General features: G+C 74.7%; 13 protein-coding genes and 1 tRNA gene. 2 read left to right on the plus strand and 12 right to left on the minus strand.

Features of this window, described 5'->3' with window-relative positions:
• Positions 1-17 precede the first annotated feature (17 nt).
• The 3 genes from FKM96_RS21920 to FKM96_RS22170 all read right to left on the minus strand — a co-directional run bounded on the left by FKM96_RS21920 (position 18) and on the right by FKM96_RS22170 (position 3,085).
• Positions 18-641: a hypothetical protein gene (locus FKM96_RS21920; RefSeq protein ID WP_305764250.1), complete on the minus strand. Its 624-nt coding sequence runs from the start codon at positions 639-641 to the stop codon at positions 18-20.
• Between the two features lies 1 nt (position 642).
• Positions 643-2,508, minus strand: coding sequence for an AHH domain-containing protein (locus FKM96_RS08025; protein ID WP_147794802.1), 1,866 nt, complete (start codon positions 2,506-2,508; stop codon positions 643-645).
• A gap of 250 nt (positions 2,509-2,758) precedes the next feature.
• Positions 2,759-3,085: a helix-turn-helix domain-containing protein gene (locus FKM96_RS22170; protein WP_371300526.1), complete on the minus strand. Its 327-nt coding sequence runs from the start codon at positions 3,083-3,085 to the stop codon at positions 2,759-2,761.
• Positions 3,086-3,551: 466 nt separating this feature from the next.
• Here FKM96_RS22170 and FKM96_RS08035 point away from each other — a divergent pair, with 466 nt between their 5' ends.
• A complete protein-coding gene (locus tag FKM96_RS08035; RefSeq protein WP_147794804.1) occupies positions 3,552-4,463 on the plus strand; it encodes a DUF368 domain-containing protein in 912 nt (303 codons plus the stop codon).
• 1 nt (position 4,464) lies between these two features.
• Here the strand turns inward: FKM96_RS08035 and FKM96_RS08040 are convergent, their stop codons facing one another.
• The 7 genes from FKM96_RS08040 to FKM96_RS08070 all read right to left on the minus strand — a co-directional run bounded on the left by FKM96_RS08040 (position 4,465) and on the right by FKM96_RS08070 (position 12,354).
• The gene (locus FKM96_RS08040) at positions 4,465-5,418 is read right to left on the minus strand and encodes an ATP-dependent DNA ligase (RefSeq protein ID WP_147794805.1); all 954 of its coding nucleotides are present in this window, start codon (positions 5,416-5,418) and stop codon (positions 4,465-4,467) included.
• A gap of 83 nt (positions 5,419-5,501) precedes the next feature.
• A complete protein-coding gene (locus tag FKM96_RS08045; RefSeq protein ID WP_147794806.1) occupies positions 5,502-6,467 on the minus strand; it encodes an ATP-dependent DNA ligase in 966 nt (321 codons plus the stop codon).
• Between the two features lie 25 nt (positions 6,468-6,492).
• Entirely contained in the window at positions 6,493-7,026 is a 534-nt protein-coding gene (locus FKM96_RS08050) for a hypothetical protein (protein ID WP_147794807.1), read from the minus strand.
• Positions 7,027-7,264: 238 nt separating this feature from the next.
• The gene (locus tag FKM96_RS08055; RefSeq protein ID WP_147794808.1) at positions 7,265-8,941 is read right to left on the minus strand and encodes an FAD-binding dehydrogenase; all 1,677 of its coding nucleotides are present in this window, start codon (positions 8,939-8,941) and stop codon (positions 7,265-7,267) included.
• Between the two features lie 148 nt (positions 8,942-9,089).
• Positions 9,090-9,683: a hypothetical protein gene (locus FKM96_RS08060; RefSeq protein WP_147794809.1), complete on the minus strand. Its 594-nt coding sequence runs from the start codon at positions 9,681-9,683 to the stop codon at positions 9,090-9,092.
• Positions 9,684-9,718: 35 nt separating this feature from the next.
• Positions 9,719-12,058 (minus strand): hypothetical protein, encoded by a 2,340-nt coding sequence (locus tag FKM96_RS08065; RefSeq protein WP_147794810.1) that lies wholly within the window; start codon positions 12,056-12,058, stop codon positions 9,719-9,721.
• Entirely contained in the window at positions 12,058-12,354 is a 297-nt protein-coding gene (locus tag FKM96_RS08070) for a hypothetical protein (RefSeq protein WP_147794811.1), read from the minus strand. The genes FKM96_RS08065 and FKM96_RS08070 overlap by 1 nt, the downstream gene beginning before the upstream one ends.
• 131 nt (positions 12,355-12,485) lie before the next feature.
• Here FKM96_RS08070 and FKM96_RS08075 point away from each other — a divergent pair, with 131 nt between their 5' ends.
• Positions 12,486-14,480, plus strand: a complete 1,995-nt coding sequence (locus tag FKM96_RS08075) for a TPM domain-containing protein (protein ID WP_147794812.1) — start codon at positions 12,486-12,488, stop codon at positions 14,478-14,480.
• An 84-nt stretch (positions 14,481-14,564) separates the two neighbouring features.
• On the opposite strand, the gene FKM96_RS08080 is transcribed toward FKM96_RS08075, so the two are convergent.
• Both FKM96_RS08080 and FKM96_RS08085 read right to left on the minus strand, forming a co-directional pair.
• Positions 14,565-14,653: transfer RNA gene (locus FKM96_RS08080), tRNA-Ser, on the minus strand.
• Positions 14,654-14,729: 76 nt separating this feature from the next.
• Positions 14,730-15,995, minus strand: a complete 1,266-nt coding sequence (locus tag FKM96_RS08085) for a threonine/serine exporter ThrE family protein (RefSeq protein WP_246855256.1) — start codon at positions 15,993-15,995, stop codon at positions 14,730-14,732.
• Positions 15,996-16,069 lie beyond the last annotated feature (74 nt).

The following is a 16,069-nucleotide window of genomic DNA, read 5'->3' on the forward strand; positions in this document are numbered from 1 at the left end:
GCCCGCCGCCGCTCGCGCTACGACACCGGTGCCGGCGACAGCCGGGCGCCGGTGACGCCGGCCGCCTGCAGGTCGCGTGCGATCGCGGCGCTCACGACAATCGTCAGCACTGCGATGCGGGACGGCATGTGCACCACGCGGCCGTAGCCCACGATCTCTCGCGCGGGGGTGTGCCAGGTCGTCATCCCGTGACCGGCGAGCTTGGCCGGGGAGTAGAAGTAGCGCCCGGGCGTGCCGTGCCGGGGAGATCGCTCGGTGAGCTCTTCGTCCAGGACGTCGTGGTGAACGGGGAAGTGCGGGGTCCAGTACGTCAGTTCCTCTCCCTCGCCGTGCTTGAGCGTCCCGGGCAGCCACTGCACCTCGTCCTTCGGCCCGAGGTGCGCGTCGAGCACGTCCCGCACGCGGGGGCTGACCAGACGCACCGCGTCCACGGTGAAAACGAAGTCGAACGGCTCACGAGTCGTCGACAACCATCGCCACCTGGGCACGCCGGCGTCGTCCATCCGCCCTGGCCCGCGCAGCCGTCGCGCCAGCTCGTCGCCGTGCCCGTCTGGTTCGGCGCCGAGCGAGGCGTCGTCTGATGCGTCGGCGGACAGCTCGTACCACTGAGGCTGCGTGCGCTCGAGAGCGGGGAATCTCACGTCATCTCCACTTGTAGTAGTCGCGGCACTTCCAGTATGCCGCTCGCACGACTGTCGGGTCTTCCAGTACAACGTCGACGACCTCCCGCTGGAACTCTGCGAGGAACACGATCGTGCGCTGCTCGGTCGGAAATTGCTGGGCATAGTCGTCCGCTTCCTGCATGCGCTCTATGACCCAGTTGTGGTAGTTCCAGGGATGGGGCCCGGCGTGCGGCATGGAGCGCAGGTTCCATGCGCCCGTCTTCACGTTGAGGCCGTATTTGCTGGCGATCATTTGGAACTTCGCTCCCCACAAGCCGTAGTGCGTGGCCATGTGATGGTCTTCTCGGTCCATCGAGTCGATGAGTTGTTGCCGGCCCACGTCGTCCAGGCAGTTGGGCGGCGGTCGAACTCCGCTCCCTGACGGGTCGGGTTGAGGTTCGGGTTCGCTCTCGGGGCCCTCTTCGTCTAGACACCTTCCGTCGGCTGAGAGCTGGATGCAGTCGGGTTCGAGGATGGTGATCGGCTGGCCGTCGGCGGACTCGACGAGTGCTTCGACCAGGGGCGCCAGGTGGTCGGGTGACACGCGCAGGATCCACTGCAGCGCGGTCGAGATCCCCAAGTGCTCACACACGAGTACCGCATCGGGAACGGAGGTGGCGGGCACGCGCTGGCGCACGGCTTCGCCAAGAGCCGCGCACGCGTCGGCGCCGTAACGGTCCGCCAGGCGTCCGATCAAGCGCGCCACGACCTGGGTACCGAGCTCAAGAGGAGGCCACTGCTCGTACGAGCTCGAGCCGTCGCTGCCGATATGCGCGTTCGGGAGCACGGTTCCGGGGTCCCGGTAGACCGAGCAGTAGTGCAGCGCTACCTCGTACGATCCCCACTTGCACACGTACGACGACCGGGCAGCTGCTACGTACCAATCGGGACAGTCGCTCGCCGCGAAGCCGCACGACCGCAGGCCCGCCTCCTCTGTTTGGAAGAGCGCGACCTCGCAAGTCGCCGTGGCGCACTTCGGGTAGTCGCGCGGGAGGTTGGCCACCCAGTCGGGAGTCTTTGTGCTGGGCGTCAGGACCTGGGCAGGTGAGCCGTCCGCCGGGATCCACCAGGACGAGAAGCTGACCGGACTGCTCCCCGCGGGACAAGACGCCGCGAGCAGCGGCAGCGTCTTACCTGGGATGAGCTCATACATCGCACCCCGGCCAACCTCGGTCACCTTGCCGGACGAGTCCCGGCACGAGAGTTTTCGCAGAAGAGTTCCAGCGGGCCCCTGGCTCTGGGTGGGGTTCGCATCTGAACGGGAAGGGGAGCCCGGAGGGTAGTAGTAGATGTTCGGCGAGTTCCCGGGCGAGGTGGGCTCAACCCTCCCGATCCACGCGACACCGCCGTCGCAGGTCGTCTTGAACACAAAGACGCCGGATCCAGCCTTCTTCGCCGGCACCTCCGGGGACTCGCGAAAGTACCGGCTCGGGAGGTTGCCGCCAGTGCTCGATCGGCAGGCGATTGTCAGTGCGAAACTGACCTGAGTTGATACCAAGAGGTCATAGTTTCCCGTCACCGTCACGGTGCTGGGCCGGTCGTAGTACGCTCCGCTGACACCAAGAATCTCGATATCAAGGATCATCGATTCAGTCTCGGCATGGTGGGTACCAGAGGGTTTCCAACCGCCCGCGTCTACGACGGCACCTTGCCCTGCCAGGTTCTGCGCGCCGGAGTCTTCGACTATTGCGTCGCCAGCGAGCCAACCTAAGAGGCCGAGGCCTCCAGTGACCATTCTTCCCAGGCCGCCGAGCGAGATGCCGCTCGCCGCGGTAGTCGCTGGTGCTGCAGCGGCAAGCGGGATGTCTGCGATGATCGCGGCACCCTCCGCTGTCGAGAAGGTCACCAGCGAGTTGGGCGCATAGAGTGCTCGGAGGAGGGCATAGAGCTTGCGCTGCTTGCGGTGCGCCGACCAAAAAGGTCACAGAGAGCGCCGAGCCGATCAAGGCAGAGATAGTGCGCGACGGCATGACGGCCACCGTTTCTCGTGGGACGACTCTGAGCGGAGGGTCGCAGGTGCAGGGTTCGACTAGCTCCCGCATCCGGCCGATTCACCCATTTGCCCCCCGCCGCCGGTGCATCACAGGGCGATGGGCTCACTCGGGTCGGATCACGGACAAGCCGGCACCGGGCCGCCGGCTCGCAGCGGTCGCACCAGTGGCGCTCGGTCTTCGCGCACCCGCGCGCGCCTGAGGTGCGACGCACAGAGCACGACCCCCGTCCAGGTCACCCTGGGCGGGGGTTCTTGCATGCCCGAAGCGGATCCAGTGCAGCGGGACACCGGTGCGCAACGCCCACATCGTCACGAGCGCCGCGCGGGGAGGCGTGACGCGGTCGTTGAGCCACCGGCTCAGGCTGGATCTCGCCATGCCGAGCTCGTCTGCCATCTGCTGAACCGACACGTCGGCATGGCGGAGCGCCATCTGCAGTCGCCACCCGAGGGTGACGGCGGCCGCGACCTGGGCGCCGCGCTTGAGACCAGGGCGAATCCAGACCGCCAGCGTTGGACCGCAAGAGCGCGAGCATGACCACACGTGAGCCTGGTGAGCATGGTGTGGGCGCTCGAGGAAGCGCCCGTGCCGAACGACCCCGTCGCGCACCTCGTGCTCATCGCCTACGCCCGACCACGCCCAGGACGACGGCACCGCCGCCTGGCCGCCCGTCTCCAAGGTCGCGGGCTACGCCCGGTGCACATCCCGCACCGTCCAGACCCAGATCCGTCTCGTCCCCCCAAGGCAGCTGCAGGAGAATGTGGCGCAGATCGCTCTACGCCCGGACCGGGAACGCGCCCACCCCCTCCGGACCGGGAGCCGGCTCCGCGAGATCCGGCCCTGCGTAGGTACCCCGCCGCCTGGCCTCGGCGCCTCCACGCCCCGTAGCGTCGCCCGGGTGCCTGACGACGCCTCCGCCGCCACCGCGCCCCGCCCCGCCTCGACCCCCTGGTCCCTGACCCGTGGCGCCCTCGTCGGCGCCGCCGAGGCCCTGCCCGGCATCAGCGGCGGCACCGTCGCCCTGGTCACCGGCGTCTACGAGACCGCCGTCACCGGCGCCGGGCACGCGATCTCCGCGCTGCGCCTGGCCGCGACCGACCGCGTCCGCGCCCGTGCGGAGCTCCGGAAGGTGCGGTGGTCGGTCATCGTGCCGCTGCTCGTCGGCATGGTGCCGGGGCTGCTGATCACGGTGCGGTTCATCGCGCCGCTGCTGGAGGAGCACCCCGTCCCCCTCTACGGCCTGTTCCTCGGCATGACGGCGGCGGCGCTGGTGGTGCCGGTGCGGATGGCCGGCGCGCGGTGGTCGGCGGGCGAGGTCGCGCGGGCGCTGCTCGTGGCAGCCGCGGTGTTCCTGCTCGTCGGGCTGCCGCCGCAGCACCTGAGCCCCACCTACCCGGTGGTGCTGGTCGCGGCGGCGGTGGCGGCGTGCGCGCTCGCGCTGCCCGGGACGTCGGGGTCGTTCCTGCTGCTGACGTTCGGCCTGTACCAGCCCACGCTCGCGGCACTGAACGACCGGGACTGGGGCTACGTCGCCGTGTTCCTCGCCGGGATCGTCCTCGGGCTGGCGTGCTTCGTGAAGGCGCTGCAGTGGCTGCTGGAGCACCAGCGCCGTCCGACGCTCGTGCTGCTGTCCGGCGTGATGGCCGGGGCGCTGCGGGCGCTGTGGCCGTGGCAGGAGGACGACCGGACGCTGCTGGCGCCGGGCGAGCAGGTCGGCCTGGCGGCGGCGGCGTTCGCCGTGGGCGCGGCGGTGGTGCTCGGGCTGGTGGCCGCCGAGCGACGCTCCCGTCGGCTGCCGGACGCCGGCTGAGTCAGCCGCAGCCCACCAGCACGGCGCCCGCCGCCACCTCGACCGGGTGCAGCTCCGGCCGCGCCCGCAGGAACTGCGCGGGCCGCGCCAGCGCGCCGTCGGCCCACGGCACGTCGGCGGACACCTCGACGACCAGCGGCGCGATCCGGGTCGCGATGGCCGACGTCGCACCGCCGGGCGGGCCGAGCGGGGTGACGAGCCGCCCGAGCGCGAGCCCCGCGGCGAGACCGAGCGAGCCCGATCGCCCCACGGGCACCAGCTCGCCGTCGACGGGCAGCGCCAGCAGCAGCGCGCCCGGCTGGGCGGCCGACCCGGTGACGGCCGTGGCGACGAGGTCGACGACCGAGCGGTGCTTGACCTTGCGCCAGTCGCGGGTGCCGGGCCGGTACGGCTGGTCGAGACCCTTGGCCACCAGGCCGTCGACGCCCAGGCCGGCGAGGTCCCGGAACCAGCGGGCGGCCAGGCCGGCGTCGCCGGTGAGGGGCGAGGTGGACAGCGGACCGATCCAGCCGGCGGCGAGCTCCTCGAGGGCGATGCGTCGCTCGATGAAGGGCTGCGGCCGGAGGTCGACGTGCTCGCGCTGGATGACGTCGAACACGATGAACTCGCCCGGCAGGGCGGCCGCGAAGGCGCCCGGGTGCGCGGCGCCGGCCCGGCGCTGCAGGGCACCGAAGTCGACCTGGCCGGCGCTGCGGACGACGAGCTCGCCGTCGAGCACGGTGCCCGCGGGCACGAGCCGGGCCACCGCGTCGGTCACCTCGGGGAAGTCGAGCGTCAGGTCGGCACCGTGCCGGGACCTCAGGAGCGTGCGTGCGCCGTCGGCGAGCGCGAGCAACCGCATGCCGTCCCACTTGGGCTCCCAGGCGGTGCCGCCGGGCAGGCCCACCGTCTCGTGCAGGTCGTTCACGGGGCGCGCCAGGGCCAGGCCGCTGGAGTCCTCCGGGCTGCGGGGCACGCGCGAACTGTACGCCCGCTTTCCTCCGGATATGTGGCGTTTCGTCCGATTGCGTTCGGATGGGTGAGCGCACGGGCCCCGAGTCAGGCGCCGGACCTGCCGACGGGCTCCGGATCGACCTCGTCGGGGTGCAGCTCGGGTCGCGCGCGCAGGAACTGGGCGGGGCCGACGAGCGCGCCGCGGGACCAGCGCAGGTCCGCCGAGACCTCGACGACGAGCGGCGCGATCGCGGTGGCCGCGGAGGCGCCCGGGCCGGCGGCCGCACCGCCGCCCGGCACCGGCCTCAGGACCCGCGCGAGCGCGAGGGCCGCGACGGCGCCGACCGACCTCGAGCGGCCGACGGGCACCAGATCCTCACCCGCGGGGAGCGCGAGCAGCAGCGCGTCCGGCTGGTCCACCGGTCCGGTCACCGCGGTGGCCACGAGGTCGACGGCCGAGCGGTGCTTGACCTTGAGCCAGTCGCGGAGCCCGCCGCGGTACCGCTGGTCGAGCCCCTTGGCGACGAGCCCGTCCACGCCGGTGCCGGCGAGGTCGCGGAACCAGCCGGCCGCCACGTCGGCGTCCGCGGTCAGCGGCGACAGCTGCAGCGTGGCCGGCCAGGCCGCCGCGAGCTCGGCGAGCGCACCCCGGCGCTCCAGGAGCGGCTGGTCCCGCAGGTCGACGTGCCCGCGCAGCAGCACGTCGAACACGAGGAGCTCCGCGGGGGCGTGCCGCGCGGCGTACCCCGCCGCCCGCCTGGTCGCGAGCCGGTGCTGCAGCGCCAGGAAGTCCAGCCGCCCGTCCCGGCGCACCGCGAGCTCGCCGTCCAGCACCGTGCCCGCCGGGACGTGCGCCGCGATCGCGGCGACGACCTCGGGGAACGCCAGGGTGAGGTCCTCGCCGTGCCGGGAGCGCAGGGCGGTCGCGGTGCCGTCCGCGACCGCCAGCGCCCGCATGCCGTCCCACTTCGGTTCCCAGACCGTCCCGCCGGGCAACCCGTGGGTGTCGGCGATCGTCCGGACGGGACCGGCCAGGGCGAGCTCGACGGGCTCCTCGCGCAGGTGGTGCACGGGCGTCTCCTCGGGTCGTGTCGGATCAGGTGCTCGTGACCGGGCGGGCCGCCGGCACCGCCGGCGGGGTGCGGACCATGCGCGCCGAGGCCCCGGTACCGATCCCGCCCGGGGCGTGGTCCCCGGAGCCGGGCGTCCACCGGGTGCCGTCCGGGACGGCGGTGACCCGCACCCCGAGCGCGACCGTGCCGCCCCCCGACGTCGGGGGCGCCGAGTCGGCCAGGGTGGCGGTGCCGTGCACCGTCACCGGCTCGTCCCCCACCAGGCCCAGCGCCACCCGGGTGCCGCGCAGGCCCTGCGCGCTGCCCGCGGCCAGCACCGCGCCGGTGTCGTCGCTCAGGGTGAGCTCCAGCTCCGCGTCGGCGGGTCCGGCGGCTTCGCCCAGGACGAGCGTGAGCGCCGACGGCGCGCCGGGCGCCGGGCGCGCCGTGATGTGGAACGTCGAGGAGGCACCCGGCGCCGGGACCGGCACCGCGACGCGGCCACCGGCCCCCGCGCGCAGGTCGACGCCCGCGGTCGGCAGGGCGCTCGACGCGCCGAGCGCCCCGGCGCCGAGCACGCCCCCCGACCGTCAGCGCGATCGCCGCCGCGACCACCCGCGACACCAGCCTCCGCACGCGCGTCCACTCCCTTCGTCGTGCGGCGCCGGACCGTGTTCCCGGCACGCCGCGACGTCGTCGACGCTACGTCGGCGGCACCACTCAGCCGGAGGGACCGGGGGCGGTTGAGGGGTCCGCTCAGGCCGCCACCTGGGGCGCCCGTCACGTGTAGGTGGCAACGATGCGGGCGTCGTGCGATCAGAGCGCGGCCGCGACCGCCCGCCCCGCGGTCCGCCCGGTCAGCAGGCAGCCACCCAGGAACGTCCCCTCCAGCGCCCGGTAGCCGTGCGCCCCGCCGCCCCCGAACCCGGCCGCCTCCCCCGCCGCGTACAACCCGGGCACCGGCGCGCCGTCCGTCCCGAGCGCCCGGCCGTCGAGGTCGGTCTGGATCCCCCCGAGCGTCTTGCGGGTGATGACGCGCAGCCGCACCCCGATCAGCGGCCCCGCGCCCGGGTCGAGCACGCGGTGCGGACGGGCGACGCGCAGCAGCCGGTCGCCGCGGTACCGCCGGGCGTTCCGGATGCTCTGCACCTGCGCGTCCTTGGCGAACGGGTTCGTCAGCTGCCCGTCCCGCTCCCGGACCTGCCGCTCGATCCCGGCGGGGTCGAGCAGCGGCTCCGCGGTCAGCGCGTTCATCCCCGCCACGAGCTCGCGCAGCGTCCCGGCGACGACGAAGTCCTCCCCGCGCGCCTTGAACGCCTCGACGGGCCCGGGCGCCCCGCGACCGAGCCGGGTCCGGAGCAGCAGCCGGTAGTCGCGCCGGGTGATGTCCGGGTTCTGCTCGGACCCGGACAGGGCGAACTCCTTCTCGATCACCTTCTGGGTCAGCACGAACCAGGAGTGGTCGTACGGCTGCAGGTCCGGGTCCGCCCGCAGCAGCCGGAGCGTGCCGACCGTGTCGTGGCCGGGCAGCCCGGGCGGCGGCAGCCGGCGGCCCAGCGCGTCGAACCACAGCGACGACGGTCCCGGGAGGATCCGGATGCCGTGCCCCGGCCACACCGGCGCCCAGTTCGCGACGCCCTCGGTGTAGTGCCACATGCGGTCCCGGTTCACCAGGCGCACACCGTCGGCGGCGGCGATGTCGAGCATCCGGCCGTCGACCGACGCGGGCACGCCGGTGAGCATCGTGCGCGGCGGGGTGCCGAGCCGGTCGGGCCACCAGCGGCGCACCCGGTCGTGGTCGCCGCCGATGCCGCCCGTCGCCAGCACCACCGCCTGGGCGGTGAGCGTGAAGTCGCCGACCACGTCGCGGTTCGTCCCCACCCCGCGCGGGGCGTCGTCGTCGGCCAGGACCGCGCCGTGCACGCCGGTCACCGCGCCGCCCGTGCGCACGAGCCCGTCGACCCGGTGCCGGAACCGCAGCGCGAGCCGCCCGTCCGCCGCGGCGGCCCGCACGCGGTCCGCGAACGGCTCGCTGATCCCGGTCCCGCTCCCCCACGGCACGTGGAACCGCGGCACGGAGTTCCCGTGCCCGCCGGGCAGGCCGTCGCCGCGCTCGGCCCAGCCGACCACCGGCGTGAACCGCACACCGCGCTCCCGCAGCCACGGCAGCGCGTCCCCGGCGGCGAACTCCACGAACGCCCGGCCCCAGCGCACGGCCCAGGCGTCCTCGGGCAGGTCGCCGTCCAGCCGGTCCCAGCCGGCGGTGCCCTGCCAGTCCCGCCACGCCAGGTCGACCGAGTCCCGGACCCCGAACCGGCGCTGCATGGGGCTGTCGACCAGGAAGATCCCGCCGAACGACCACCAGGCCTGGCCGCCGAGGTTCGCCGGGCTCTCCTGCTCGACGAGCACCACCCGCCGGCCGGCCCGCACCAGCTCGTCGGCGGCGACCAGCCCGGCCAGCCCGCCGCCCACCACGATGACGTCCGCGTCCACGCGCCGCACCCCCGCTCGCGGCGTCGCCCCGTCACGGCGCCGGCTGGGGCGAGCGTAGCGGGGGCCGGGTGCGGCCGACCGGGCGACCCGCCTGCGCCCGGCGGCGCTGGCACCGCGGGGCGGCCTGAGGCGGATCTCGGGCTGCGGGTCAGCCGTCCCCGGGAAACCGCTCGGCGCCCTCGCGGGCGAGCGCGACGAGGTCGCCGATCGGCAGCGGAGCCTCGTCGGCCTCGGTCTCGAACCCGACCGCGAGGACCCGGCGACCGTCCAGGTCGACGAGCACGTACTCACCCCACCGGCCGTCGGGCCTCGCGGAGCGCCATCCGACCTCGCCGTCGGCGAGCCCGCTCAGCGGTTCGATGGCGAAGCCCTCGTCGACGAGGTGCGAGGCACCGCACGACTCGGCCGCCGCCGACGCGTTCGAGAGCACCTTGCCGGCCGTCAGCCCGCCCAGCGGCCGCTCGATCAGGGTCGCCCCGATCGTGGAGCCGTCGTCGAGCACGAGCGAGGTGGTCGGCGGCTCGCCGCGCTCCCACATGCTGGGGGCGATCGTGTCGCACCAGACCCAGCCGGGTGCGGGGTCCGCGTCGGCGTCCTGGGCGACGCTGCTGACTCCGGCGATGTCGTCCGCGTCGAGAAGGGCGGGCGCCGCCCTCAGCAGCACGAGCGCCGCGACCACGCCCCCCGCGACGAGCACGACGATCAGAGCAGCGACCACCCACCACCGGGCAGGTGATCTCACCCCGGCGCGTCGCACCCCGTCCGACGACGGACCCGTCACCTCCCCAACCCCACGAAGGGGTCCTGGTACATCCCCAGCAACGACTCCTCGTCCACGAGGTCCATCATCGCGTGCCGGGCCTTCTCGAAGTAGGAGCTGATGGCGGGGGTCTCGATGTCGCCCATCGTGATCAGCCGCCCGCCCGGCTGCCAGACGTCGCGCATCTCCGGCGGGACCTCGACGACGCCGGCATTCACGAGCGCCAGGTAGGACGAGATCACCGACTTGTTCCGTCCGTCGATCGCCTCACCGGTCGCGGCGTCCCGCGCCGCGGCCTCGTTGCTGCCGAACGCGTCGGTGACCCGGTCCGTCGGGATCTCGGTGACCTGACCCCACGCCGCGTCCCACGCCTTCTTGCCGAGGTCGCCGACCGCACCGCCGACCTCGTCGGAGAACGGCACCGGGATCAGGCCCACCGCCTCCGAGACCAGACTGGTGAACGCGGCCACCTGCTGGTCCTGGGAACGGGCGCCCTCGACGGCGACCTCGCCGACCATCGCCTGCACGGCTCCCTCCACGCGCGCCGAGGTGCCGAGGATGTTCTGCACCGCCATCCTCCCCTCCTCGGTCAGGCCCGCACCGCCGAGATGCTGCTCCGTGACCCCGGCGAGCATCGCGTGCCGGTACCCGGCGACCCCCTCCGCCATCCGAGCCATCCCCTCCTCGCTGCTGACAGCGACGCGCAGGAGGCTCGTGGCGTCCCCGGAGTCGAGCATCGGGTAGTCGTCGAAGCGTGGCAGGTACGGGTTCGAGGTGACGTCGAGCCATGGGGGCAGGCCCTCCTTGCCCGCCGCCACGGCTGCATCCAGGGCAGGCATGTAGTGCTTGAGGAGATCGGCGATCGGCTCCGACGCCAGACTCGCGCCCTCGACCGAGAAGCCCTCGTTCCGCGGCAGCATGTCGAAGGCCCGCGCGACGAACATCCCGGTGTCCGCAGGTGCGGACCTCAGGTTGTCGGCGTCGGTCCCGACAGCCCGCACCACCTCCGCGATGCCCTGGAACCCGTCGCGCCAGTCCCGATCTGCGAGGTAGTACTGCGCCCGGGCGTCGGCCTCCTCGGAGAAGAACTCCAACCCCGAGGCGGGGTAGTGCGCGAGCTGCCCCAGGGCCGCGCCCATCGGGTCCGGCATGCGCGGCGACACGGGATCGAGCCCCAGCCCCCAGAGCGGCGAGCGCAGCGAGGCGGACTCGGTCCACAGCTCCGCGCGCTCGGGCTGTCCGCGCTCGAACTCGTCGAGCTCCCAGGTGACCCCGCGCACGAAGTCCTCGCCGTAGGTGCCCTCGCGGAGCAGGAAGTCGAGGACGGCCCCCTCCCCGCCGTTGACGGCGTACGTGCGGTCGTACGCGAGCTGGGCGTCGCGGTCCGCAGTCGCGGTCGCGTAGCGGACCAGGTCCTGCCCGAACCGCTCCTGATCGAACCGAGGGTCGGTCGTCGCGGCCTGCAGGCCGGACCTGAGCTCCTCCGCGAGCCGGGTGAGCCCGCTGCGGTCCGGCACGTCGTGCAGCGCGAGGCTGAGCCCGGTGTAGGCGCCGAGCAGCCCGTCCGGTCCGAGCCGCTCGAACAGCGGAGCCATGACCTGGGGGTCGCCTCCGAACGCGTCGAGCAGCGCGGTGTACCGCGCGACCGCACCGGCGTCGGTGAAGTCCCGCCACTCGCGCGCCATCCGGTCGAGCCCGTCGGCGACCTCGGCGCCCAGGCCACCCTTCGCCTCGTCCGACAGGTGGCCGCCGAGCAGCGCGTACGCCTCCGGGTGGTCCAGCAGGTACCGGACCTGGTCCGCCGGGCTCTTGGCCTGGAAGTCGAGCAGCGCCTGCTGGTCCGCGAGGCTGCCGATGTCGTTGACGTCGGTGGTCGCGGCGGCGGTCAGGGCGGCCGCGAGCGCCTGGTCGGCGGCGGCCGCGTCGGCGAGCGCCGTCTCGATCTGCTCGGCGACCTCCTGCTGGACGGTGCGGGCGTAGGCCAGCTCGTCCTCGTCGTCGAAGGTCCGCGCGATGCTGACCGCCCCCGTCGCGTGGTCGATGTGCAGGCCGTTGTAGCCGCCCCGGCGCATGGCGCCCTGGAGCAGCTCCTTGGCGGCGGCGAGCGACGTCGCCGCCGCGTCGAGCGCCTCGATCACGCCGGTGGTCTCGGCGACCTGGGTGGCGAGCGCGCTCGACAGCCGGTCGTGCTCGGTGCGCGCGGCGGTGGCGTCCTCGAAGGTCCAGGAGGCGGGTGGCCGCCCCGCGTCGAGGTCGTCGTGCAGGCCGGTGAGGCTGCGGCGGTGCCCGACGACCGCCTCGGCGATCTCGGACAGGCGGGCGGGCTGCCAGGAGGCGAGCTGGGACGGGGAGACCATCAGGACGGCACCGGCCCGAGGCGGTCGAACCGGGTGGCGACGCCGTCGTTGGTCGACGTCCAGCTCCCGGCCGCGGATCGCATCGACTCCGCCTGCGCGTCGGCGCTCGTCGCCCAGCGGGTGTAGGCGTCGGACCAGGCGGTGGCCAGGGCCGACCCCGCGCCGGCGCTGGCGCTCCCCGCGAGGGCGGAGGCGATGTCGCCCACCTCCGACGGGACGTGCTGGCGCACGGTGCTCGCGACGGACTCGATGGTGCCGGCGGCCGCTCGAACGGCCGCCGTGTCGATCTCTCCCACGGCCTCTCCCCCTGCTGACGTCGTGATCCACCGACGAGAGTAGGGGGGAACGGCCGTCCCGCACGCCACACTGGGGACGCCGTCGCCCACCCGGGTGGTGCCCGCCACCCGCACGAACGCCCGGAGCCCGCATGCCCCGCCACCGCCGACCCGACCGCCTCGCGCGCGCCGGTGCCGCCATCGCGTCCGCCGTCCTGCTCGCCGCCGGTCCCGGCGCGGCGCGCGCCGTCGCGGACCCGCCGCTCGACCTCCCCACGGCCGTCACCGACCCGGCGGACGTGCTGTCGCCCGCGGACGAGGCCCGGGTCGCCGACGCGCTCGCCGGGCTGGCGGAGGCCTCGCCGTACCAGCTGTTCGTCGTCTACGTGGACTCGTTCGACGGCCTGGGCAACCGCGCCTGGGCGGACGCCACCGCCGAGGCGTCCGGCCTGGGACGGGACGACATCCTGCTGGCCGTCGCGGTCGACGACCGCCGGTACCAGGTGTCCGTCGACGGCGACATCGCGCTGACCGACGACGCGCTGACCCGGGTGGAGCAGGACGACATCGAGCCGGCGCTCCGCGACGACGACTGGGCGGGCGCGGCGGTCGCGGCGGCGGAGGGCTACGAGCGGGCGGCGAACCCGCCGGCGGGCACGGGGACGATCGTGCTGCGCGTGCTGCTCGTCCTCGGTGCCCTGGCGCTGCTCGGCTACGGGCTGGCGCGGCTGGTCCGGCACCGCCGCGCCGCGGCCCGCGCCGAGGAGGAGCTCGACGCCCTGGACGAGCGGTCCTCGCGCGCGCTCGTCGCCACCGACGACGCCGTGGCGTCCGCGGCGCAGGAGGTGGCGTTCGCCGAGGCGCAGTTCGGCGCCGAGGCGGCGGCGCCGTTCGCCGCAGCCCTCGGGCAGGCCCGCGAGCTGCTGACCGAGGCCTTCCGGTCCCGGCAGCTGCTGGACGACGACGAGCACGACACCGAAGCCCGGCGCACCAGCCTGGCGTACGCGGTCCTCGACGCCTGCACGCGGGTCGAGCAGGTGCTCGCGGCCCAGCGGGAGCCGCTCGTGGCGCTCCGGGCGCTGCACGAGCGCGCGCCCGCGGACCTGGCGGAGGTGCGCGACGCCGCCACGGCCGCGGCCGTCCGGACCGGGGAGACGGGGGCGGTGTGGGACGCGATCCGACCCCGGTACGCGCCGTCGGCGACCGCGGACGTGCCGGGCGTGCTCGCCGACGCGGCGACGCTCGCGGCGCGCGCGGGCACCGAGGCGGACGCCGGCCTGGCGGTGGTCGACACCGACCGGGCGGCCGCCCTGGCGCACGCCCGCGAGGCGCGGACGGCGCTGGACCGCGCGGTCGCGGTGCTCGACGCGCTCGACCGCCGCGCCGCCGACCTGGAGACCGCGCCGCAGGCCATCGCCGCGGTCGTGGCGGAGATCGACGCGGATCTCGCCGACGCCCGGCGGTTCGACGCGCCGGGCCTCGCAGAGGTCGTGACGGCCGCGGGGCGGGCGCGCGACCGGGCCGGGTCCGCGGAGGCCGGCCAGGACCCGCTCGCCGTGCTCGGCGCGCTGACGGAGGCCGAGCGCGCGCTCGACGGGGTGCTGGACCCGCTCCGCGAGACCGAGGCCGCCCGCGCGCACGCCCAGGAGCGGCTGCCGCAGGCGACGGCGACGGCGCGCGCCCGCATCGCCGGGGTCGAGTCGACGATCGCGCGCGGCCGCTGGTCGATCGGCGCCGCGACCCGCACCCGGCTGGCGGAGGCCGCCCGCCTGACCGCGCAGGGGGAGGCGGCGGTCACGGGCGACCCCGTCACGGCGCTCCGCGTCCTGCGGGCCGCCGCCGAGCGGGCCGAGGAGGCGCAGCGCGCGGCGCTGGCGGACATCGAGTCCGCGCGACGGCGGGCCGAGGCGGCGGACGACGGGCCGTCCTGGTCGTCGGGCGGGTCGTCGTGGTCCTGGTCGTGGTCGTCGGGAGGGGGCGGGTCGAGCGGCCGGTCGGGCGGTGCGCGGCGGTCGGGCGGGTCGTCGGGCGGATGGTCCGGCGGCGGCCGCTCCGGCAGCAGCCGGTCGAGCGGCCGGTCCGGGGGCTCGCGGTCGAGCGGCAGCCGCTCGGGTGGTGGCCGCCGGGGCGGTGGCGGGCGCTTCTGACGCGCGGCCCGGGCCTGGCGCGGACGGCGCCGGCACCCGACACGCGACGAGGGCCCGGTCGCCATGACCGGGCCCTCGTGGAAGCGGAGACGGTGGGATTTGAACCCACGGAAGGGTTGCCCCTTCACGACCTTAGCAGGGTCGCGCACTAGACCTGGCTATGCGACGTCTCCAGACTGCGACACAGTACCGGGCGTCCCGGGCACCCGGCAAAGCGGCCCTCGCGGGCGGCCCGCGGCGCCCGCCCGGTCAGTGCTCGAAGCCCCACTCCCGGTCGGTCAGCATCCGCGCGACGGCCAGCCCGACCGACAGCGCGACGACCACCAGACCGGCCTGGACGCCGTACGCCAGCGCCTGGGTGGTGTCGCCGTTCGACAGGTAGAACACCGACCGGTACGCCGAGACGCCCGGCACCATGATGACGACGGCGGGGACGGACACGGTGATCCGCGGGACCCCGAGCCGTGGCGCGATCACGGCGGCGAGCAGCCCGACCAGCAGCGCTGCCCCCGCCGCCGCGGCCTGCGGCGCGACCTCGCCGACGAGGTACAGCCGGCCCGTGTTGGCCACCATCCCGACGACGGCGGCGCCCAGGGCCATCCGCCACGGGCTGTTGAACATGAGCGCGAAGCCGAGCACGCCCACGAAGCTCGCGACCATGCGCAGCACCAGCAGCAGCCCGGAGTGCAGCACCGGACCGGCCTCGGGGTCCGGGGACAGCCCGACCGCGATCGACACGCCCCAGACCGCGAGCGCCGCCGAGGTGAGGATCATCAGCGCGTAGGTCAGCCGCGCGACCCCCGCGGAGAAGTCGAGCTTCGCGAGGTCGAGGCCTCCGGTCACCAGCGGGAAGCCGGGCACCAGGAACAGCACCGCGGAGACGTACCCCGCCGCGTGCCGCACCTCCGTGGCGCCGAGCTCGTGCACGGCGGACACCAGCCCGAGGTACGCCAGGCACGCCAGCGCGGCGGCCAGCATGGTGACGCCGAACTGGTTGAACCCGCGGTGCAGCAGCAGCCGTCGGGTGAGCTGGCCGAGCCAGGCCGCGACGAACGCACCGGCCATCTCGACCGGGCCGCCGTTGTTGAGGAACGCGAACGCCGCGCAGGCGACCGCCGCCCACAGCGCGTTGACCGCGTCGGGGTAGAGCGGTCGCTTGCGCTCGATCCGGTCGAGCTCGGCGGACACCTCGTCGACGGTGGCGCGCCGGCCCGACCGGGCGAGCGACCCGGCGAGGTGCTCGAGCTCGGCCAGCCGGTCCGCGTTGATGCCGACGGACCGGACCTCGGCGACCTCGGTGCGGAAGCTCGGGCCGCGGTGCGAGGTCGTGGTGATCTCGGTGAGCGTCACGTGGGCCTCGTGGCGGTCGACGCCGATCGCCCGGGCGATCCGGGCCATCGACGACTTGACCCGGTAGGAGCCCGTCCCCGCGGACAGGCTGAGCCGCCCGACGCGGAGGGCGACGCCGGACTGGCGGATGAGCTCGAGCTCGTCGTCGGTCGGTTGGGTCGGCACGCGCACCATGATGGCGGCCCGGCACCGTCCTGAGCGGGACGTCGGTACCGGGTGGCGCGCGGCCGGTCACCGCC

Source organism: Cellulomonas sp. Y8 (assembly GCF_008033115.1).
GTDB lineage: Bacteria > Actinomycetota > Actinomycetes > Actinomycetales > Cellulomonadaceae > Cellulomonas.